The 21700-nt window shown below is 43.0% G+C and carries 14 protein-coding genes; 5 read left to right on the top strand and 9 right to left on the bottom strand.

Going from position 1 to position 21700, the window contains the following annotated elements; all coding sequences use genetic code 11:
• Positions 1 to 32 precede the first annotated feature (32 nt).
• From BDD43_RS07925 to BDD43_RS07950, 6 genes are all read right to left on the bottom strand, one after another.
• The gene (locus BDD43_RS07925) at positions 33 to 1025 is read right to left on the bottom strand and encodes a pectinesterase family protein (RefSeq protein ID WP_121197170.1); all 993 of its coding nucleotides are present in this window, start codon (positions 1023 to 1025) and stop codon (positions 33 to 35) included.
• Between the two features lie 11 nt (positions 1026 to 1036).
• Positions 1037 to 2680 (bottom strand): glycoside hydrolase family 28 protein, encoded by a 1644-nt coding sequence (locus tag BDD43_RS07930; protein WP_121197171.1) that lies wholly within the window; start codon positions 2678 to 2680, stop codon positions 1037 to 1039.
• 25 nt (positions 2681 to 2705) lie between these two features.
• A complete protein-coding gene (locus BDD43_RS07935; protein WP_121197172.1) occupies positions 2706 to 3659 on the bottom strand; it encodes a pectinesterase family protein in 954 nt (317 codons plus the stop codon).
• The gene (locus BDD43_RS07940) at positions 3656 to 4438 is read right to left on the bottom strand and encodes a rhamnogalacturonan acetylesterase (RefSeq protein ID WP_121197173.1); all 783 of its coding nucleotides are present in this window, start codon (positions 4436 to 4438) and stop codon (positions 3656 to 3658) included. The genes BDD43_RS07935 and BDD43_RS07940 overlap by 4 nt, the downstream gene beginning before the upstream one ends.
• Positions 4439 to 4536: 98 nt before the next feature.
• Positions 4537 to 6360 carry a RagB/SusD family nutrient uptake outer membrane protein gene (locus BDD43_RS07945; RefSeq protein ID WP_162847003.1) on the bottom strand — a complete coding sequence of 608 codons (1824 nt, stop codon included), beginning with the start codon at positions 6358 to 6360 and terminating at the stop codon, positions 4537 to 4539.
• Positions 6361 to 6378: 18 nt separating this feature from the next.
• On the bottom strand, positions 6379 to 9645 hold the full coding sequence (locus tag BDD43_RS07950) for a SusC/RagA family TonB-linked outer membrane protein (protein WP_121197174.1): 3267 nt from the start codon (positions 9643 to 9645) through the stop codon (positions 6379 to 6381).
• 438 nt (positions 9646 to 10083) lie between these two features.
• Between BDD43_RS07950 and BDD43_RS07955 the strand changes: the two genes are divergently transcribed.
• Positions 10084 to 11127 carry a LacI family DNA-binding transcriptional regulator gene (locus BDD43_RS07955; RefSeq protein ID WP_121197175.1) on the top strand — a complete coding sequence of 348 codons (1044 nt, stop codon included), beginning with the start codon at positions 10084 to 10086 and terminating at the stop codon, positions 11125 to 11127.
• Positions 11128 to 11191: 64 nt separating this feature from the next.
• On the opposite strand, the gene BDD43_RS07960 is transcribed toward BDD43_RS07955, so the two are convergent.
• From BDD43_RS07960 to BDD43_RS07970, 3 genes are all read right to left on the bottom strand, one after another.
• On the bottom strand, positions 11192 to 12310 hold the full coding sequence (locus BDD43_RS07960) for an efflux RND transporter periplasmic adaptor subunit (RefSeq protein ID WP_121197176.1): 1119 nt from the start codon (positions 12308 to 12310) through the stop codon (positions 11192 to 11194).
• Positions 12297 to 15548, bottom strand: coding sequence for an efflux RND transporter permease subunit (locus tag BDD43_RS07965; protein WP_121197177.1), 3252 nt, complete (start codon positions 15546 to 15548; stop codon positions 12297 to 12299). The genes BDD43_RS07960 and BDD43_RS07965 overlap by 14 nt, the downstream gene beginning before the upstream one ends.
• A gap of 181 nt (positions 15549 to 15729) precedes the next feature.
• Positions 15730 to 17130 carry a TolC family protein gene (locus tag BDD43_RS07970; protein ID WP_121197178.1) on the bottom strand — a complete coding sequence of 467 codons (1401 nt, stop codon included), beginning with the start codon at positions 17128 to 17130 and terminating at the stop codon, positions 15730 to 15732.
• Between the two features lie 99 nt (positions 17131 to 17229).
• On the opposite strand from BDD43_RS07970, the gene BDD43_RS07975 reads away from it, so the two are divergent.
• From BDD43_RS07975 to BDD43_RS07990, 4 genes are all read left to right on the top strand, one after another.
• A complete protein-coding gene (locus BDD43_RS07975) occupies positions 17230 to 18174 on the top strand; it encodes a LysR family transcriptional regulator (protein ID WP_121197179.1) in 945 nt (314 codons plus the stop codon).
• A gap of 90 nt (positions 18175 to 18264) precedes the next feature.
• Positions 18265 to 18978: a DUF6515 family protein gene (locus BDD43_RS07980; RefSeq protein WP_121197180.1), complete on the top strand. Its 714-nt coding sequence runs from the start codon at positions 18265 to 18267 to the stop codon at positions 18976 to 18978.
• Between the two features lie 271 nt (positions 18979 to 19249).
• Positions 19250 to 20698 (top strand): circularly permuted type 2 ATP-grasp protein, encoded by a 1449-nt coding sequence (locus BDD43_RS07985; RefSeq protein WP_121197181.1) that lies wholly within the window; start codon positions 19250 to 19252, stop codon positions 20696 to 20698.
• A 35-nt stretch (positions 20699 to 20733) separates the two neighbouring features.
• Entirely contained in the window at positions 20734 to 21672 is a 939-nt protein-coding gene (locus BDD43_RS07990; RefSeq protein WP_121197182.1) for an alpha-E domain-containing protein, read from the top strand.
• Positions 21673 to 21700 lie beyond the last annotated feature (28 nt).

The following is a 21700-nucleotide window of genomic DNA, read 5'->3' on the forward strand; positions in this document are numbered from 1 at the left end:
GTGTACCAACCGGCATTGATTGGGCTTGCTGTTTAGGGTAACAGCGGGTTCCAGCCAGGTAATATATTGTTAAGCGTATACTGCTTAAATTCACTATCGGTTAATTGATGGCTCCATTTTACCCTGCCTTGTGCGTTTGCACCCGGGCCGGTGCTTTTATACTCGGCATAGTAGGCTGTTTTATCCTTGTCGGGAAATAAGGCATCGCCTTTCCAGGGGTTCCATCCCTCGGGGGTAATATGAGCGCCCATTTGGGTGCGGATGAAAACCGTTTTAGCATACGCACGCCACGGCCTGCCTAAATAAGCCTTGTTTACCGAGGTATCGGCAATTAACTTACAATCAAACAATACAAAGCCAAATTTTTGCCGGGCCGTTGTTGATGCCGCTGTGATAAACGAATTTGTTAAATTTTTGATAGTGCAACTTTGAAATACACAGGTAGCCTCGCCAAAAATAAAATCGGTAGTGCCTTCAATGTAGCAGTCCTGGTAATACTGGCGGCTGTTTTCGTTACTGGTGTACAGCGTATCCTGATTGCCCAGTAATTTACAGTTAATAAACCGGCACCTATCGGCCTCAACATCAAGGGCTACGGCCTGGCCAACGCGGCCCGCGGTGTTTTCAATTGTTAAGTTTTGGGCAGTAAAATCATCGCCCTGTATTTGTACCGTGTACGATGTATAGGTGGTAAACTTATCTTTACCAAACATATCCTTACCGCCCGGCACCGCTTTGCCCGAATAATCGTTATTGGTAATAATGGTATTTTCCTTGTCTTCGCCAAGCAGGGTAATCTGGGTTTTCCAGGCGGGCACAACCAGTTTTTCGTGATAAATGCCCTTTTTGATGTGTATGGTTACTTTTTGCCCAAAATCTCTTACCGAATTTACCGCTTCTTGTATGGTTTTGTAGTTACCGCTACCATCAAGGGCCACCGTAATATCTTTTGGAAAAATGGTGGCCTGCGCCATCACTACCGCTGCCGACAGTAAAAGCAATAAAAAAACAGATAGTTTTTTCATGATGTTGTAGCTTATTTAATGGTGAGCATTTTGGCATCGGCACCGCTTGTAAAATCGGGCTTGTTTTTTGAATTGGCCGTGTTGGTATTTGACAAAGTTACATTTGCCGATCTTTCACCCGCTATGCTTATCAATTGTTCGGCACTGGTATATTTAATACCACTCAGGTTAATGTTGGTGCTGCTTTCTACATAAATTAGCGGCTTGGTATCTTTAGTTTCCAGCGTAATGTTTTTGAGGCTAATGTTATTGGCTTCAATTAGTTGTACACCTGTGTTGGCTTTTAGCACCATGTTTTCCAGATAAATGTTTTTGATACTCATCTCGGGCAAACCACGAACTAAAATTGCCCGTTCGGCACCATCGCAAACTACATTACTTACATAAAAATTTTTAAACTGCGGCGTAGCCTCGGTAGGTTCTGGGATGTTTTTGATGCCCAGCGTTGAGCCGCCTTTAGTCATGTAATACATATCAAACAAAATTGCCTCGCCTATAATGTTGCGCATGGCTATGTTTTTAATGTAAATATCTTCAACCAGGCCGCCGCGGCCACGGACGGTTTTAAAACGGAGGCCAATATCGGTGCCTATAAAGGTACAGTCGGTAACAAAAATATTGCGCGCGCCGCCGCTCATTTCGCTGCCAATTACAAAGCCGCCATGAGCGCGGTAAACAATGTTGTTGCGCAGTAAAACGTTTTCGGTTGGGATGCCACGTTTGCGGCCTTCCTCGTCTCGGCCCGATTTGATGCATAATCCATCGTCACCGGCATCAAACGTGCTGTTTTCTATCAGTACATTTTTGCAGCTTTCAACATCTATAGCATCGCCGTTTTGCGCGTTCCAGGGGTTACGTACGTGTACATCGGTTAACGTTACATCTTGGCACATTAAAGTATGCAGGCACCAGTTAGCCGAGTTTTGGAAGGTTGTACCACTAAGCAATACCTTTTTGCAACCCGTTAACACTACCATGTTAGGGCGGTAAAAATCTTTATACTCGGCATAATCGCTCAGGCTTTTACCGGCTTGTATTAAACTTACATCCTTAATGGTATTGCCTTTGGCATAAGCCTCTGATGGGTACCAGCTTTTGCCATTCTCGCTTACCACGCCTCCCGAAGCTACCAGTTGTTTCCATTCGGCATCGGTTAGCCTGTCTTTACCAATGGCGCGCCATATTCCGGTACCGTTACCATCCATAATGCCTCCGCCGGTAATAGCAACGTTAACCAAATCTGTACCCGATACCGGCGATTGGTTACGCACCGAGGCATGCCCCTCGTAATTGCCTTCCACTAATGGGTATTGGCTTTTATCGGCAGTAAACTGTACCAATGCGGCGCGGCTAACATACAGGTTAACATTGCTTTTTAGTACAATGGGCCCGGTTATCCATAAGCCTTGCGGTATTAAAACTACGCCGCCGCCCTGCGCACTGCAAGCTGTAATGGCGGCATTAATACTTTTGGTATTGAGGGTGATGCCATCGGCAACGGCGCCATATTTTACAATGTTAAAAGTATCTGTTTTAAATACCGGAACGGCAGCTTTTGGCAAGTTGCTCCACGAGTATTTGGCGGTTTGTTGTGCCTTTAGTTGTGCGGTGCAAACACTAAGTATGCATGCAGAAAGGGTTAATATTTTTTTCATGAAGATATTTTATTGGTGAAGTGTTTTATTTTGAATCGGGATTCCAGTCTCTCAGTATTTGTTTCATTGTGTATTTGCTGGCCTCGGCATCGGTTAGCTGATGGCTCCAGGTTACGCGTTGATTGGGTTGATAGCCCGGGCCGGTGTTTTTATACTCGGCATAATAGGCGGTTTTTTCGTTTTCCGGATTGCGCCAATTGTCCCAGCCTTCGGGTTTTATCATGCTGTCAATCTCGCAATACAGGTAAACCACTTTGGCGTATGGCCGCCAGGGGCGGCCCAGGTGATAGCTGTTATCTGGTGCGTTGCCTGTAATTTTGCATTTGATAAAAACGTAACCGTAGGCAGTGGTATCTAAAGTAGATGCAGCGGTTAAATAATACCCGCCGCTTTTGCAAAAAAGTTGGCAGCCCTCAAACAATGCGGTAGAGGCACCAAAAATATAATCGGTAGTGCCTTCTATGTAGCAATTTTTATAATACTCGCGTGTGCCGCGGCCATAGGTGTAAACGGTATCCTGAAAACCGAGGAAACGGCAGCCAATAAAGCAGCACCTATCGCCGGCTACATAAACCGCTACGGCCTGCCCAACCGGGCCAGCCGAGTTTTGGAAAGTTATATTTTTAGCCGTAAAGCCGGCACCATAAATATAAAAACTTGCCGAGCGGGATGTTCCGAGGTCTTTGCCGCTTGTGTCTTTTTTGCCGGCGTAGTCATCATAGGTAAGTATGGTATTGGTTGCGTCTTCGCCAATAAAATGAACCTCTTTTTTTGAGGCCGGCAGTACCAGTTTTTCTTTATAGGTGCCTTTTTTTATCAATATCTCGGTTTCGGTATTGCTGTTATCGGGTACGGCGTTAATGGCCTGTTGCACGGTTTGGTAATCGCCGCTGCCATCTAAGGCAACAATAATTTTTTTTTGAGCCTTTACGGTTACAAAAAAAAAGAAGAAGATGCTAAGTAAAGTTGCTTTTTTCATTTAGCCTGTGGGTTAACGGCGGCCTTGTTGGCGCCCTTTACAATTCTGTCGGCAAGCTCAAGTTTGAGGGCTTTAATATAGGCTAACACTATTTGGGCCATTTTGCGGGCACCGAGTTCGTTAAAGTGAGTATCGTCGTCTTTGCCGTCGGGGTAGTTAGGGTTTTCGCCGGGAGCTAAATGGTTGTATAGCATTTTTGAGTTTTCGGCACCAAGCTTTTGCAGCAGGGCCTGGCTCTCTTTATCCAAATCTATCAGGGGTACATTCTGTTCGGCGGCAACGCTACGCACTATGGCCGAATATACATCGTGAGAGGCTTGCACTTTGCCGTCGGCATCAAACCTGCGCCTGGCAACGGGTGTAATTAATACCGGGGTGGTTTTTTTATTGCGGCTTTCGGTAATAAATTTAATAAGGTTGGTTTTAAAACCGGCCTCGTTAATGTAACTGGCCTTGGTAGGCACTTCATCGTTATGGCCAAATTGTATCAAAACATAGTCGCCTTCCTTCAGTTCGCGTTCAACGGGTTCCCAAAGGTTTTCGTTAATAAAGGTTTTGGTACTCCGGCCATTTTGCGCGCGGTTATCAACCGTAACCGTTTTATCAAAAAACCATGCAAAAGGCATTCCCCAGCCAGTTTCGGGGTAAGCCTTCACTTGCTTATTGGCCATGGTTGAATCGCCGATGAGGTAAACTTTAATGTTATTTTGCGTCGCCTTAAATGCCATAAGCGAGCATAACAGCATAACCGGAATAGTTTTAAGCAGTAAATGTTTCATTTAAACAGGTATGATAATTAGTGCAGATTAAAACAGTTGTAAATTAAAAAAAGGCCGCCTTTTTAAAGCGGCCTTGTGTGTAACAATGTGGTATAAAATTAATACCCCGGATTTTGCGTTAAAAGCGGGTTTGCATCTAACGAGGGCTGCGGAATAGGCAGCAACTCGCTATGGTTTGGTGTAAAATACTTAGCAACAAAATCAATATAGGGCACGGTACCTGTATTGGTTATTGAACTAACCCAGGCAATTTTTGTATAACCGGTTGGCGTTGCCGACGGCGTTGGCGCATATAATGAATTACCATATACTACAGTTTGCTGGCCGGGTAAATAATACATGGATTGCGGCAAGGAAGCATAAGGAGCTTGTTTGTTCATCATTAATGCCAGGTTTGCCCTTGTTGCTGTTAAATTGGTGTTCAATAAATTCCAGCGGATCAAATCATATTTGCGAATACCTTCGCCGCCAAATTCAAAAAAGCGCTCGTTTTGAATAGCTGTAAAGAAGGCATCGTGTGTAGTTGGTGTAACGCCAATAGCTGCACCGCCAAACCCCCGGCTGCGAACCTGATTGAAGTAGGCGATAGCATTTGTTGACGGGCCATTACCTATTTCGTTATCAGCCTCGGCATACATTAATAAAATATCCGAGTAACGCAATATTGGCCAGTTTAAACCAAAATACTGGGTTAAAAAGCTTGCAGAACTATTAAACGATGGGTTGGTTATCCAATCTCTTCTAAATTTGCCATCAAACATACCCACCAGTTTTTGCAGTACTTTAGAGCCATCGAGATTAAAATAATAAGGAGCAACAGTTACATCTCTCCGTGTGTCGTTGGGATCAAAAGAATAAAAATAGGTTGGCAAAACTAACAATGTTGAGTTACCATATGTTGTGATAGTACCGGTTGTAGCAGCCGAAGCAGCATTGGTAAGCCTTGGGCCATTGTAGTAGCCTAATTTACTATCGCTAATGCCGCTGCCGCCAGCCATTGCAACTTCAAACATAATCTCGCCATTAGGGTCAAGCGTGTGTGCACAAACATAATTTTTCCATAAGGCCTGGTAGCTTGCATTAAGGCTGTGCGCATTGCTTGCTATAACGTCGGCACACTCATCTTTAGCTATCTGATAGTATTTTAAAAAGTCCGACCGGCGCTCCATTATTTTGGTGTCATTTCTTAATGAGTAACCGCCTCTAAACAGAGCCAAACGGGCTCTTAGTCCTTTGGCAACGCCCTTTGTAATCCGCTCATCGCGGGCTACACCATTGTCTGTTCTCCACGGAAGTAATGGTTCGGCAGTTAATAAGTCATTTAGCAAGTGATCGTAAATAACATCGCGGTTGGTTTTAGGAATAACCAATGTTGGCATATCAGCAGATGGTACAAACTGTGCAGGCAAATCACCCCAGTTTCTTATCAGTTCAAAATAAAATTGAGCACGCAGGGTTAACACTTCGCCGTATAACCTTTTTAATGCAGCCTGGTCGGCAGCAGTACCATTGGTATATTGTGGCATTAAGGGAATGTATTTAATGCAAATGTTAGCCCTTTCAATACCTGTATATAATCCTTCAAACGGTGCCTCTATTTGGGCGTTTGAAGCCGTTGCGCCGTATCTGGCAATATCCCGGCGGTCGCCGTCCAGCGTGGCTGAGGTATTGGGGGCACCCAATATTTCATCACTATCGTATGGGTAATACATGCTCACCCTGATACCATATCCCGAATCGCCGGTCAGTTTTGCATACACGCCCATCACAACATCCGTTGCAAGCGAAACGTTACCAAAAGCTGCCTGTTGTGAAAAAGCTGCCTGCGGTGTTTCTGTTAAATACTTTTTACATGAACTTATTAATGATGTGGCCGAAACCGCGCTCACCATTAAAATACTATATATTAATTTCTTTTTCATTTTAAGTGATTTTTAATGTTATAAACTTAGGTTTACGCCCAAAAGAAAGGTGCGGCTGCGTGGATAAGCAGCATAATCAACGCCTGGGGTTAAACTGGTTGCCCTCCGTGTATTTACGTCGGGATCATAACCGGAGTAACCAGTTATAATGGCAATGTTATTGCCTGTAGCATATATTCTAAGTTTACTCACTTTTATTTTCTTCAACAAATCGTTTTTGAAGGTGTACCCTACTGTTAAATTGTTTAAACGAATAAATGACGAGCTTTCTACAAATTTGGAAGCTGCATAGTACTGTGCAGGCCCCGTAATAGGCACAGGCTGCGTAGCATTTGCGTTAATGGCATTAAGCACATCGGGCGATGCGCCTGTAGCGGTACCTGTGTTTTCAACCTGCACACCGTTACCATCTATAGTTCTCCATCTGCCAGCCGCACTTGCCAATAGGTTGGTATTTGAGGTATAGCCGTTGGTAAACTCGATAGCGTTTGCATTAAATACCTTACCTCCGGCCTGGAAGTTTACAAAAAAGCTCAAATCAAACCCTTTGTAGGTAAACTGTTGGTTTAAACCGCCTGTAAATTTAGGCACTGTATTGCCCAGAGTGGTTTGATCGGCAGTTGATAGTACCGGGTTACCGTTGGCGTTATAGGTGGGGTTTGCCGAAGTTATTTTAAACTTGGTCATCCCGGGGAAAGGTGTACCTATAATTTTTGATGCATCAACATAATTAGGCCCTGCTTTTAAAGTGTATTTTTTACTTGATGGATCGTAATCAAAATCATTGGTCGTATAAAAGCCATCGCTAACATAACCATATACCATACCAACGGGCTGACCAACTTGTACTATAAAGTCGGAAGGTGTTCCTGAAACGCCATAACCAGACGATTGCAGAAAAGAGTTTTGGCCAGATGCCAATGCGATAATTTTGTTTTCGTTGTAGGCAATGTTAAAGTTGGCTGTCCAGTTAAAAGCTTTACTGTGTAGTACTGTAGCATTTAATTGAACCTCGAGGCCCTGGTTTTGGGTTTGGCCAATATTTTGAAACTGTGTTGTATAACCCGAACTTGTTGGAATGCTGGCATTTAACAACAGATCTTTAGTGTTATTACGATAAGCATCCAACGACACCTGTATCCTATCGTTCAGGATGCCAAAATCCAAACCTATATTTTTAGAAACTGTTGTTTCCCACTTTAAATTAAGGTTTGCTAACGATGTTGAGCTAAAGCCTAAATTACCTGTGTTTTCATTAAGGCTGTATAAGGTATTAGCGTAAAAGGCTGTTTGGTAAAGGTAATCGTTAATACGGTTGTTACCCGATGTGCCATAGCTTAACCTTACTTTAATGCTTGATAAAGCTTTAAAGTTTTGCATAAATTTCTCGTCGGATAATTTCCAGGCAAATGAGCCCGATGGGAAATATCCCCATCTGTTACCATCAGCAAACTTTGACGAACCATCGGCACGGATGGTAAACTGAGCAAGATACTTTTTATCGAACGCGTAATTTACCCTGGTAAAAAATGATACCAAATGATTGGTATAGTTGGTTGGAACAGGGTTGCTAACAGCCAGAACACCAAGATTTGGTTGGTTAATAGCATCTGTAGAAGTTACGCCATTAGGAAAGGTTTTGTAAGTTGAAGATAAACCATTTGCATTTTGGTTATAAAACTCATTACCTAAAAGAATACTAAAATCGCTATGCTTAGGATCTGCAGCCGCATTGCTAAATGATAATACGTTGGATAAATTGGCAGTGTTGTTGTTTAAACTTGCCAGTGTTAAAATGGGCAAACCACCACCATTTAACTTAGCGTTAAAGGTAACCACATCATCAAAAGCGTTTTGTTTTTGCGTATTATAGTCTAACCCTAATGTTGATTTAAACTGTACATACTTGTTAAAAATGTAATTAACATATCCGTTTAAATCAAGTATAGTTGTTGCGGAAGCCCTGTATTGTGCGTTTGAGTTAACAATAGGGTTAAGTACACCTACGTTATTACCTGCTGCAAGTGTTTCGGCCAAATAATTAGGATCATACGTATCGGCAGATTGACCAGGAATATCAAATGGGCGATATTTTACGCTGTTACGAAGCCCGTTATAGGTTGAACTACCGGAGTTTGAAGTACCCGCGCCATGAACGATTTGATCGTTATAACGTACATTAACGCCAACTTTAAAATGATCTGAAGCGGTATGGTCAAACCGGAAATTTAGCAAATTACGGCCATAGTCGGAATTGATAACCGTACCATTTTGCTCCGTATTGGTATAGCTGATATTAAACTGCGTAGCTTTTGTGCCGCCGGTGATGCTGATGTTATGCGATTGTTGTGCGGCATGAAGCCCTAAAGCCCTTTTTTGCCAATCTACAGCAGGTGTGTTTTTATAAGCATCTAAGCCAGCCCATGTTGAGCCATAGTCTGGGATAAAGTTAGTGGTACTGTCGGATGCGAAACGGTTTCTTTCCCATTGGTATACAACAAAATCATACGGGCTAAGTACTGGCAACTCTTTTGCCAACGTACTTACGCCGGCAAAACCATTGTACGCTACACTGGTTTTTTGTTCGTGGCCACCCTTTGTGGTGATAATGACAACGCCATTTGCGCCGCGTGCGCCGTAAATTGATGTTGATGCCGCATCCTTCAACACGTCTATCGACTCAATATCCTGAGGTGATAAGCCGGCAAGGCCGTTCTCAACCTGTACGCCATCAATAATATATAATGGAGAGTTATCTTGGGTGATAGAACCGCCTCCACGTACCCTGATCTTAATATCAGCATCTGGAGAACCTTCTGATTTTGTTACCTGTACACCTGCTAAACGCCCTGCCAGCGCTTCGGCGGCAGAACTTACAGGAATATCCTGCAATTGCTTGGCTGTTACAGACGAAACGGAGCCCGTAAGGTCGCGCCGCCTAACGGTAGCGAAACCAACTGCAACAACTTCGTTTAGTTCAACCGAGCTTGGTTTTAACACAACATTTACTGTGGTTTGCTTTGTTACAGCAATTTCTTGCGAATTGTAACCTATAAACCTCACTACCAATACAACGCTCCCGGTTGCAGGTATGTTTAATTTATACTTACCATCTGCACCCACTTGTGTGCCTTGTGTTGTTCCCTTAATACTAATACTGGCACCAAGAAGTGGCTCTTTGGTACCTTCTTCAGTTACCGATCCGGTAATTTGTCGGGTTTGGGCGTTTGCTTTAACTAAAAGCATTGTGAATAACACCGTGAAAAGAAGTAAAATTTTTCTCATTAATTTAAGTTTATTGGTTATATATCGGTATTAATTGAGTAATAAATGGTTGGTTTATTACGGTAGTACGCGGTTTATAGGTATTATAATTGCCTCAACAAGGGTACATTAAATGCCATTGTATCGTAATTGATAAGTTGTTTGATATTTAGTATTATTATATATAATCTGTACTAAACCGATTATAATTTTTTAAATTAAAATCAAATTTAACTAACAAGGCCAGGCTTAATTTGGCTACAGATAATTGGTTTATTTATAATTGTTGTACTAAAATATGCTACTTGCTTTGAATAAGGTGTAATTTAAACGATAAATATTTGTGCAATCGTTGCCGGGAACGTTGCCGGATAAATAAAAATTGATTAGTATATTTGCTTTATGTGGATTTTAAAACTTTAACGTTTTGTTCATATATTCAATTGTTAATTAAAAAGCATGTTTGAGCCGATAACTATAAAAGACATCGCGAAAGCGTTGGGGCTTTCAACTTCTACAGTTTCGAGGGCGTTACGCGGTGGCTATGAAATTAGTGCTGAGACTAAAAAATTGGTTTTAGAATATGCCGAAAAAATAAATTATCACCCTAATCCGATAGCTTTAAGTTTGAAAGAACGACGCAGCCATTCTATAGGCGTGGTTGTTTGCGAAGTTGCCAACAATTACTTTTCGCAGGCTATAAACGGGATAGAATCTATTGCTTACAACCGTGGTTATCACGTTATTATCACGCAAACACATGAATCGTACGACAGGGAAGTGGTAAACGTACAGCACATGGCGTCGCGCTCGGTTGATGGTTTGCTGGTTTCGTTATCGTCGGAAACTCAGGATTTGTCGCACCTTAAATACTTGCATGACAAGGGTTTGCCAATTGTTTTTTTTGACCGTGTTGCTGCCGAAATTGAAACTCACAAAGTTGTAGCCAATAATTATAAAGGGGCCTTTGATGCTACCGAACACCTCATTCAATCGGGTATTCGCAAAATAGGGCATTTAACCAGTTCGTGGTACCTGTCTATTACTATAGAACGGCTTGAGGGATATAAAGCCGCATTGGCTAAACACAATATTCCGTTTAATGCTGATTATTTACAGCATTGCGATCATGGCGGGATGATACAAGATGAGGTAGAGAATGCTGTTAAGCACCTTATTAATTTACCCGATAAACCCGAGGCTATTTTTGTGGCCGGAGACAGGTTAAGCACCGGTTGCCTTATTGCACTGAAAAAACTTGGCGTAAAAGTGCCTTTGGATATTGCGATTGCAGGTTTTACCAATTCGGATTTTGCTGAATTGTTTAGTCCGCCTTTAACAACGGTTAGGCAACCAGCTTTTAAAATTGGGCAGATAGCCACCGAAATGCTGATACAACTGATAGAAAGCAAGTACCCGGTTACCGAGTTTGAAACCAAAATGCTGGATACCGAATTGTTTATCCGTGAGTCGTCGGAGTTTGGTGTTCCGATAGTTCAGTAAAGTTTAAAAGGTAAGCCAGTTTAATAAGCCGCGGCAACTGCTCCGGCTTATTAAACTGGAATAATTATTTTTTGCGTACCGGTTGGCCATCGCGTATCTCGTCGTTAGCGGTGGTTACTATATCGTCGCCCGGTTTTAAATCGCCATATACCTCAACTTTGCCATCTGCTTCGCGGCCTTTGGTAACGCCAACCCATTCGGCTTTACCATTAACAACGCGAATTACAAAAACCTTTTCGGTAGACATTACCAAAGCCGTACGCGGAATAATAAAGGTACTATCCTTAGGTGCAATGCTCATGCTCACTTCGGCATACATGCCGGGCAATAGCGTTTTATCGTTATTGTAAACGTCCATCTCCAAACGTTCCGACCGGAGTTTGCTATCCAGGGCTCCAGCCATGCGGTTTACGCTTGCTGTAAATTGTTTGCCGGGTATGGAACGCACTGTAAAGTTTACCTTGCTTTTTTCTTTTAAGATGCCCGAGTACGCTTCGGGAACAGATATTATCAAACGTAATCGTTTTTGTTGCTGCAAAACCAGCAAGGGCAAATCAGAGCCTTTACCTGTTGGGCCAACGTATGCACCAGGGTTTGTGTTGCGCGAACTTACTACGGCGTTAAACGGTGCGCGTATTTGTAAATAGGCCAGGTTTGCCTGCACCGCCTGATATGCCGATTTAGCTGCTTCGAGTTGTGCCTCGTCGGAGTTTTTGCGGGCCGATGCCTGGTCAAGGTCGTTGCCTGATATGGTTCCGGGAGTTTTGCTGGTTTCGTACAACCTATCGTAATTGGCTTTGCTGGCCATGTAAACGGCTTCCTGCGTTTTTATTTTTGATTTAGCCTCGGCCAATTGCGAATTAATTTCGGGCGCGTCCATTGTCATTAACAATTGGCCTTGTTGCACTTCCGAACCTACATCAACATTTACCTTTTTTACAAAACTGCTTATTTTGGCATATAAATCAACCTGTTGGTAAGGTGCAAGTTCGCCCGGTATTTTAAGTACCGAAGGCAGTATACCCTTTTGCAGCGCAAAAACCGGAATTGTGGGTATCGAATCGGCTTGCTGTTCGTCGGCAGCCTTTTCTTTGTCTTTTGAACCGCAAGAACTCAATCCCCCAATAGCCAATAAAGCTATAGTTGTGTAAACGGATGCTCTTTTTAAATTATTTAGTATCATGGTGCGATGGAATGTAGTGTTTACTTTCTTTGTCCTCAGGGTCTAAAGAAACAGATTGTATGCTGGTGTTGCCCTGTACCCAGGCAAAAACAAGTGGTAAAATAAATAATGCAGCAATGGTTGACATGAACAGCCCGCCGATAACAGCCCGGCCCAATGGCGATGCCTGGTCACCACCTTCGCCTAAGCCCGATGCCATTGGTATCATACCCACAATCATGGCCAAGCTGGTCATCACAATGGGGCGCATGCGTAGTGCTGCGGCTTCTTTTGCTGCGGCAAGTGCGTTGCCGCTATGCATACGCAGTTGCTCGGCATTGGTAATAAGCAGTACCGAGTTGGAGATGGATACACCTACCGACATAATCATACCCATATACGATTGCAGATTTAACGTTGACCCCGTTAAGCGCAACAACAGTAACGAACCCAACAACACCGCCGGAACCGTTGAAAGTACAACCAACGACACTTTAAACGATTGAAAATTTGCAGCAAGCATTAAAAATATAACAACAATAGCTACTATTAAGCCGCTTTGTAAACTATCCAGCGTATCAACCAGTGTGGTGGTTAAGCCTTTGGTTTCTATATTGAGGCCGCGCGGTAATTTACCTATTGATTTTATGGCCTTCTGCACATCATCGTTAGCGGTGCCCAAATCCATGTTATTTAAGTTTGCCGTTACCGACATTACCGGTAATGCACCCAGGTTATCGTTTTCGCCATAAGTGGTGTCGCGTTTAATGGTGGCAACATCGTTTAATACCGGGCGGGCTGTATTGCTCAATACAGGTATTTCGCCAATGTCGTTAATGCTGCTCATGTTGTATTCGGGCACTTCAACCTGTACGTTATAGCTCAGGCCAATTTTCTCATCGAGCCAAACATTTTTTTCGGTGTACCGGGATGATGAGGTAGAAGCCAGCAACGAACGAGAAATATCATCCACGCCCACACCCAGTTGCGCAGCCCTAACTCTATCAATATTAATATTAATAGCAGGATAATTAACGGCTTGCGCCAGTTGAACATCGCGCAGGTAGGTAATTTTGTTTAGCTTTTTAATAATGGTATCGGCGTAAGCAACCAGTTGTTTTTTGTTTTTGCCTGCTATTTGCACCTCAATTGGTGTTGGCGACCCCTGGCTCAATATTTTATCGGTTAACTCTATCGGCTCAAAAGACAGCTTTAAATCGGGCATTTCCTGTTTCATTTTTTTGCGGAAACGCTCTTTCAATTCGTCAAGGTTAACACGGTAATCTTCGGTAAGGTTAACCTGCAAAACGGCTTCCTGCGGGCCTGCCATAAATAAATAAATTGGACTGGTTGAAAACTGGCCGGGGTGTTGCCCAACAAATGCCGAAGTAACGGCAATATGTTTTTTGCCTACCAAATCCTCTAATACATGCAGTGTTTTAACCATGTCAACCTCGGTACGCTCAAGCCGGGTACCATCCGGAGCGCGCAGGCGCACCTGGAATTGCCCGCCGTTTACTTTGGGCAGTACATCGCGCCCAATGGTGAGCAATAATAAAACCGCCAGGGCCGATACCGCCAGCACATAAACCGTTACAATGCTTTTGCTGAAAACTATAATACGATCAACAAAGCGTAAATAACTTTCCCGTATTTTTTCGAAACGCGATTTTTTGCTTTCGGGTTCATGTTCGGCCTTGTGTAGTGCAGCGGCCTTTTGTTCGGATGAATCATGGCCCTCGTCGAGCACATAGTCCTTTTCGGCGTGTTTGGCATCTACATTATGGTCTTTCATTAACCAGTTGGCCATTATGGGCACAAAGGTTTGCGATAACAGGTACGAAGTTATCATGGAGAAACCGATAGCCAATGCCAGTGGTAAAAACAAGGCACCCGGTATGCCTTTCATGGTGAGAGCTGGGGCAAAAACGGCCAGTATACAAAACAGGATGAGAAGTTTAGGGAAGGCTATCTCTTTACAGGCATCCCAAATGGCTAGGGCCTTGGGTTTGCCCATATCCATATGCTGGTGTATGTTTTCGATGGTTACCGTGGATTCGTCGACCAAAATACCAATGGCGAGCGATAGGCCGCTCAAAGTCATGATATTAATGGTTTGATGGAACAGGTATAAAAACATAACCCCCGATATGATACAAATTGGGATGGTAATGATAACGATTAACGCTGCGCGCCTATCGCCCAAAAACAGCAATACCATTAGGCCGGTTAGTATGGCACCAATGGCACCTTCGGTAACTAAGCTTTTTACCGAGTTAATTACGTATACCGATTGGTCGAACTCGTAAGAAAGCTTAACATCATCGGGCAGTAGGGCCTGGAAACGGGGGATAGCCTTTTTTAAGTTTTGTACAACCTCCCAGGTTGAAGCATCGGCAGATTTTGTGATGGGGAGGTAAACCGACCGCTTGCCATTTACCAGCGCGTAGCTTGTGGTAACGTCGGCGCCGTCTTCAACGGTTGCAACATCTTTTAAAAACAGGGTTTGTATGCCGCCTTTATACAAAGGGATGTTCTCAAAATCTTTAACGTTTTTAATGGTGGTGTTACTCGGGGTGAAATAGTTAAGACCGCCAACGCGCACGTTGCCTGCCGGCGAAGTTTGGTTGTTTACCCGCAGGGCGGCAACCACCTGGTCGGCAGTGAGGTTGTGCGCCCGCATTAATTGCGGGTCGACCTTAATTAATATGGTACGGGTATTGCCGCCAAAAGGTGCTGGCGCAATTAAACCCGGTATAGATGTAAAACCCGACCTAACATACACGTTAGCCAGATCAAGCAGTTCGTTATTGGTGCGCTTTGGGCTGCTTAGTACCAGCTGGCCAACAGGAAGGGTTGATGCATCAAACCTTAAAATGAAGGGCGGGTTTGAGCCATTGGGGAATATGGCTTGCGCCCGGTTAGAAAACGCTGTAACCTCCGCAGCGGCTTGCGCCATGTTTGTGCCCTCGTAAAAGGTTAGTTTTAAAAGGGTTAAGCCTTGTATGTTTTTGGTTTCGATACTTTTAACGCCCGATACGTAGAGCAATAGGTTAACGTATTGCTTGCCAAAATACGCTTCCATTTGGTTTGGTGTATAACCGCCGTAAGGGTGCGAAATGTAAATTACAGGCAAGTTAAGATCGGGAAAAATATCAATTTTGATATTGCGGACGGCGTTGATACCGAAAAAGAATACACCGGCAACAATAACCAGTATAGTAATCGGTTTTCGTAATGCACTTTTAATTAAACCCATGTTGTTATAAATAATTGAGTCAGTCGAGAAGAGTCAAGAAGCAAGAGTCAAGAAGCAAGAGCAGGTAATAAAGCTAAAAAGGGACTTTATTTGCAATGCTCTGGTTTTTATACTAGCGTCATTTTTTCTTTTTTCTTGCTTCCTGGCTCTTGTTTCTTGATTCTTTTTTCTCGACTCTTCGTTAAAACTCGTTAATAAAAATTCCGAAATCGCCGTTTGAGGCAGCTTTATAAAGCAGGGCCTGCCAAACGTTGTTATAAGCAATGTACCTATCGGTTTCGGCGCGGTTAAGGGCGTAAAGGGCCTGTGTAACATCAACAATGGTGGTTAAGCCATTTTTATACAGCACGCTTTTTTGCAAAAACGCATCTGATGCTGCCTTGTAACCTACCGGCGCTTCATGGTAATTTTTGAGGGCGTTATCTATACGCGTTTCGGCCTGTAGCGATTGGTTTTGTAGGTTTTGATCAACAAGGTTGTACTCATCTTTTAAACCTAACGAATTATAGCGTTGCGCCTCAACCTGGTGCTTTACGCGTAGCGGGCTGGTTAAATTCCATATCAGGCCAACACCTAACAGGTAATTGCCACGGGTTGGGTTTACACCCGTACCATAGTTTGCCGTATAATCGTTAAGGTTGTTTGCGCCGTATGCCGAGCCAAAACCGCTGCCCTTGCCCTGCATAATGCCAAATAACGAAAACGTGGGGTAGTTAAATGTTTTATAGTACTTGGCTAAAGCGTCGCTATAATCTATCCGGTTTTGGTAAAACTGGAGTATGGGGTGTTGTTCTAATTTAATGGCCGGTTGCGGGTTGATAACTTTGGGTATGGCGGTTACAAACAGGCTATCGAGTGTAAAGTTTTGCTGTGTTACGCCTAATAGCTGCGCCAACTGGCTGGCCTGTGTTTGCTCAAAATCGTGAGCGTTGGTTAGTGCAATTTTTGCGCTCGAAACCTCGGCACCAGCCAGGGAAGAATCTACACCGGCATTTAAGCCGTTTTTAGCACGCACAACTACTACCTTTAATATTTCGCTGGCCCTATCCAAATTTTTTTGCTGGGCTCGGGTTAGTTGTTGCGCAGCCAGTAAGTTAAGATAGGCTGTTGAAACGCGTACCTGGTGTTGAAACTGCTCCTGGGATAGATCGGCCTGGTCGCGGTTGAGTATTGATTGTGCAACCTTTACCTTTTGGCGTGCTTTGCCAAACGAGAAAAAATCCCAGTTGATGTTGGCCAGATACAAGGCACCAAAAGCAGCGTTCCAGTTTTGGCTGGGTAGCGAAGGGCCCGATGATGATACACTAAAGCCGCGGTAGCCGTATGATGGGCCAAAGTTGCTGTTAACGGTACCAAAATCCTGCTGTGCCGAAATGTTAAAATCGGGTAGTTGCTCGCGCTTGTTTTCGGTAACGTTGGCTGCCGATGCCTTGATGTAGTTTGCCTTAGCCTTTATTGTGCCGTAATTAGCTAATGCGGTTTGTATGGCATCTTTTAAAGTGAGTGTTTTTTGCTGGCTTTTTGCGGCTAATGCGCAAAGCATCAATACAAAAGAAAAAAATATGATACGGTGTTTTACCATGCAGAACAAGTTTTCGTAAAATAGATTTGGCAAATGTACAGTGCAGCCAAGTATGAAAACAATGAATTAAATTTGTAGTTAGTATTAGTAATTTTCATAATGAATATTTCGCTGCATCATTTTAGGTTAATAGAAACCATATCGAAGGAAGGTACGCTCACAAAATCGGCCCTTACGTTGCATTTAACGCAATCTGCCCTCAGTCATCAGCTTAAAGAGCTGGAGCGCATTATGGGTACCGAAATGTTTACCCGGCAGGGCAAAATGATGCAATTAACCGAGAATGGAACAAGATTTTTACAAAGTGCCGAAAAAATATTGGCCGAAATTAAGTCGCTGGAAGAGGATATTAGTAATTTTAAGAGCGGTAAAACCGGAAAGCTCAACATCAGCACCCAAAGTTATACTGCTTACCATTGGTTGCCGGGCATTATTAAAAGCTTTAATTGTGTTTCGCCAGATACCAATATCCATATATTATCCGAAGCATCAAAGCGGCCGTTGGAGTACCTGCTGCGCGGCGACCTGGATGTGGCCATAGTACGCACCCAAATGACCAATGCTAAAATAACCTATGTGCCCGTAATATTAGACAGGCTGATGGTTGTAATGTGTAAAGACAATGAGCTGGCTAAAAAAAGCGTTTTTGAAATTGCCGATTTTGGCAATACCGAATTAATTATGCCATCGTACGATGCATCGTACCAGGATACTCCTTTAATTGAGCATATGATACAGGCGCACCACATTAAGCTTAAAAACCACCACCGCATACATTATACCGATACCACAATTAATATGGTGGAAGCTAACCTTGGTATTGGCATAATGCCCGATTGGATTGTGAAGCCCTATTTACGCAACCATAATATTGTTGCCATACCCGTAACCCCGGATATTGACAGGCGAACCTGGTATGCGGCAACTATAAAAGATAGCCCCGCCATTCAAAATTTTGTGAGTTGTTTAAAGGAATATTTTGGCACCTATAAAAACGAAACAGGCCGCAAAACAAAAGAAACAGAAATTTTTAAAAGAGATTAAAAAAAAATTGTAAAAAACAGTGTTACAATACAATTAAACACAATATTTTAGTTAAATAAATGTTTCACCATTAAAAGCATTTATAAGACGATGAAAAATATTTTGAAAAACGCAACCTCACTTAGCATTGCCGGGTTGTTGTTATGTTTTATGAGCAATGCCAATGCACAGCGCCGCGGTGGCGGCGCAAGGCTATCAATAGGTATCCGTGGTGGTTTTGGTTTTGGGTATAGAAGCTATCACCGCCCTTATTATGGTGGTTTTGGATTTGGTTACCCGGCCATAGGGTTAAGCTTTGGCTACCTGCCTTACGGTTATTTTCCGTTTTATTATGGCCCCGATTTGTACTATGGCTATAATGGCATTTACTATCGCCAAAATAGCGATTCGTACGAAGTTGTGGCTCCGCCGGTAGGTGCCGAAGTGCCTAAATTACCACCGCACGCAAAATCGTTAATGATTGACGGACAGCAGTATTATGAGCTTAATGGTGTTTATTACAAAGAAGTTATACACCAGGACGGTACAAAAGGTTATGTTATTGCCGGTAAAGACGGTGTTTTAACTACCGATAAACAGCAAGATAGCCACGCCCCGCAAGTTGGCGATGTTGTTGACCAGTTACCACAAGACAGCCGCGAAGTAAACATTGCCGGTAAAAAGTACTTTGTATCGCCGGATGATGTTTATTACCAGGAAACGGTTGATAATGGTGGAAGCACAAGCTATAAAGTAGTAGGTGTACCGGCAGATCAAAATCAAACTACCAGGCCACCGGCTCCGCCGCAAATTCAACAACAGTAATTAGTTTAAAATGCCATAAAAAAAAGCGATGCGTGTAAACTCATCGCTTTTTTTTGTTACTTTTATTTCATCTGGTAGTTTATAAATCCATTTCGAAATTCATTTTCTTTATCTTTTTGATTATTATTTGAAAATAATGCAATTTAAATGATGAAAAATTGAAAAATTTTACTCATAATTGATTTTCATGTTGATTTTTATTGAAAACGGATTTATAAATAGCAAATTTTAAGTTATCAATAAATTTACAACAGGAAAGGAGGGTTAATTAATGCAAGATTCGGCTTATTTTAAAAATTATCACCCCACACCTGGCACGTGGGATGAAATGTTTGGTGCAAATTCACAAATTCGCGACCATTATCAAAAGGTTATACAGTATTTAACCCGGGAATCGATTGACGATTTAAACAAAAAGGAAGATCTGGCGAAGCGTTTGTTTATGAGCCAGGGTATAACCTTCACGGTTTATAGCAGCGGCGAGGGTATAGAAAAAATTTTCCCGTTTGATATTATTCCGCGCATTATTACCGGCGACGAATGGGCCTTTGTAGAAAAAGGTATTAAACAACGCCTGCATGTGCTCAATCTTTTTTTAAAGGATGTTTACAGCAACCAGTTTATTATTAAGGATGGTATTGTACCTATAGACATTATTTACTCGTGCCCGCACTTTTTGCGCGAAATGTGTAATGTGAGCGTTCCGTATGATATTTATGTGCATATAGCCGGTATTGACTTGATTCGCGACCACGAGGGTACCTTTTATGTACTTGAAGACAATTTGCGTACTCCATCGGGCGTAAGCTACATGTTAGAGAACCGCGAAATAACCAAACGCCTTTTCCCCGATTTATTGCCGCAATGCAAGGTGCGCAGCGTTACCGAATATCCAAACATCCTTTATAAAAACCTCTTGTCGTTATCGCCAAGGCAAATACCTCACCCGGTAATTGTGCTGCTTAGTCCGGGTATATATAACTCGGCTTATTTTGAGCATACCACGCTTGCCCGCTTAATGGGGGTTGAACTGGTTGAAGGTCGCGACCTTGTAGTGAGCGATCATAAAGTTTACATGAAAACCACCACGGGCCTGCAACAGGTTGATGTAATATACCGCCGTGTTGATGATGAGTTTTTAGATCCGCTTGAATTTAACCCGTCCAGCATATTGGGTGTGGCCGGTATTATGGGCGCTTATAGGCGTGGTAATGTAGCCATTGTAAATGCAATAGGTAATGGCGTTGCCGACGATAAAGCAATTTACTCGTACGTGCCGGATATGATACGTTATTATTTAAACGAAGAACCTATCCTTAAAAACGTGCCTACTTACCAGTTGGGTAACCCAGACGAGAAGGAGTATGTTTTTGCCAATATCAATAAAATGGTGGTTAAGCGTACAAACGGCAGCGGCGGCTATGGCATGCTAATGGGCCATGCATCTACCGAAGCGGAGATAGAGGATTACAAAAACGAGATACTAAAAAACCCGCGCGATTTTATTGCTCAGCCTACCATAAGCCTTTCGGCAGCGCCGTGTTATATGCAGGGTTCGTTAACGCCAAGGCGTATAGATTTACGGCCCTATGCCCTATGCGGGCCCGACGGTATAGAGATAGTGCCTGGTGGTTTAACCAGGGTTGCTTTGCGCGAAGGTTCGCTGGTGGTAAACAGCTCGCAGGGTGGCGGTAGTAAAGATACCTGGGTGTTAATGTAAATAATTGAAAACAGATTGAATAATAAAATACATACATGTTAAGCAGGGTTGCCTCAAGTTTATATTGGATGAGCCGTTACATTGAGCGTAGCGATGGTATATTGCGGATGCTTAAAATTAACTACGCCTCGTCGCAGGATACGGTACAAAAGTTTACATGGGAGCCTGTGGTACGCATTTTTGCCGGCGTGGAGGACGAAGGTGTTGAAGTGCTTGAGCACGATAGCCGCGCCGTGTTAAAGTATATGGTGCTGGATAGGGAAAACCCCAATTCGGTACTAAACATTATTACCCAGGCCCGCGAAAATGCGCGTGGTGTACAAGAGCATATCCCGAAAGATTTGTGGCAATGCCTTAACGAATACTACCATGCCGTGCGCGACCCAAAATTGAACTTTTGGCTTGAAAAAGACGACCCTATTACTGCGCTTGATATTTTAATTAAGCAAGGCATGCTATACTACGGTACCTTTGAAATTACAATGGAACGCGGCGAGGGCCGTGCTTACATGAATATAGGCCATTACCTGGAGCGCAGCATCCAATCGGTTGATATATTGGATACCAAGTTTGGCTCTATTGATGATAACCCCGATTTACTTACTGATACCACTTACTGGAAACATTTATTGCTATCGTTAGGTGGCTACGAAATTTATTTAAAAAATTACCGCAGCAAGGGCTTTGAAGCCGAAAACGTTTTGGAACAGGTAATTTTAAATAACGATTTTCCGCGGTCGGTGGTTTATGCGGTTAACCATATCCAAATGTATTTTGAGCGCCTTAAAAGCGAAAGCAATATGGACGATTTTCGCGAATTGTCATTTTTGATAGGAAGGTTGCAAAGTAGCATCAAGTACAGTTCGGTAAAAACCATCAGGCTGGAAGGCTTGCACGAGTACCTTACCAATGTGCGCAGCGAATTGTTCAAAATTGGCAATAAGTTAAATGAACATTATTTTGCTTTTTCGTAATCATAAACTTAACCTTGCAATCCTTTAA

It is taken from the genome of Mucilaginibacter gracilis, from assembly GCF_003633615.1.
Lineage (GTDB): Bacteria > Bacteroidota > Bacteroidia > Sphingobacteriales > Sphingobacteriaceae > Mucilaginibacter > Mucilaginibacter gracilis.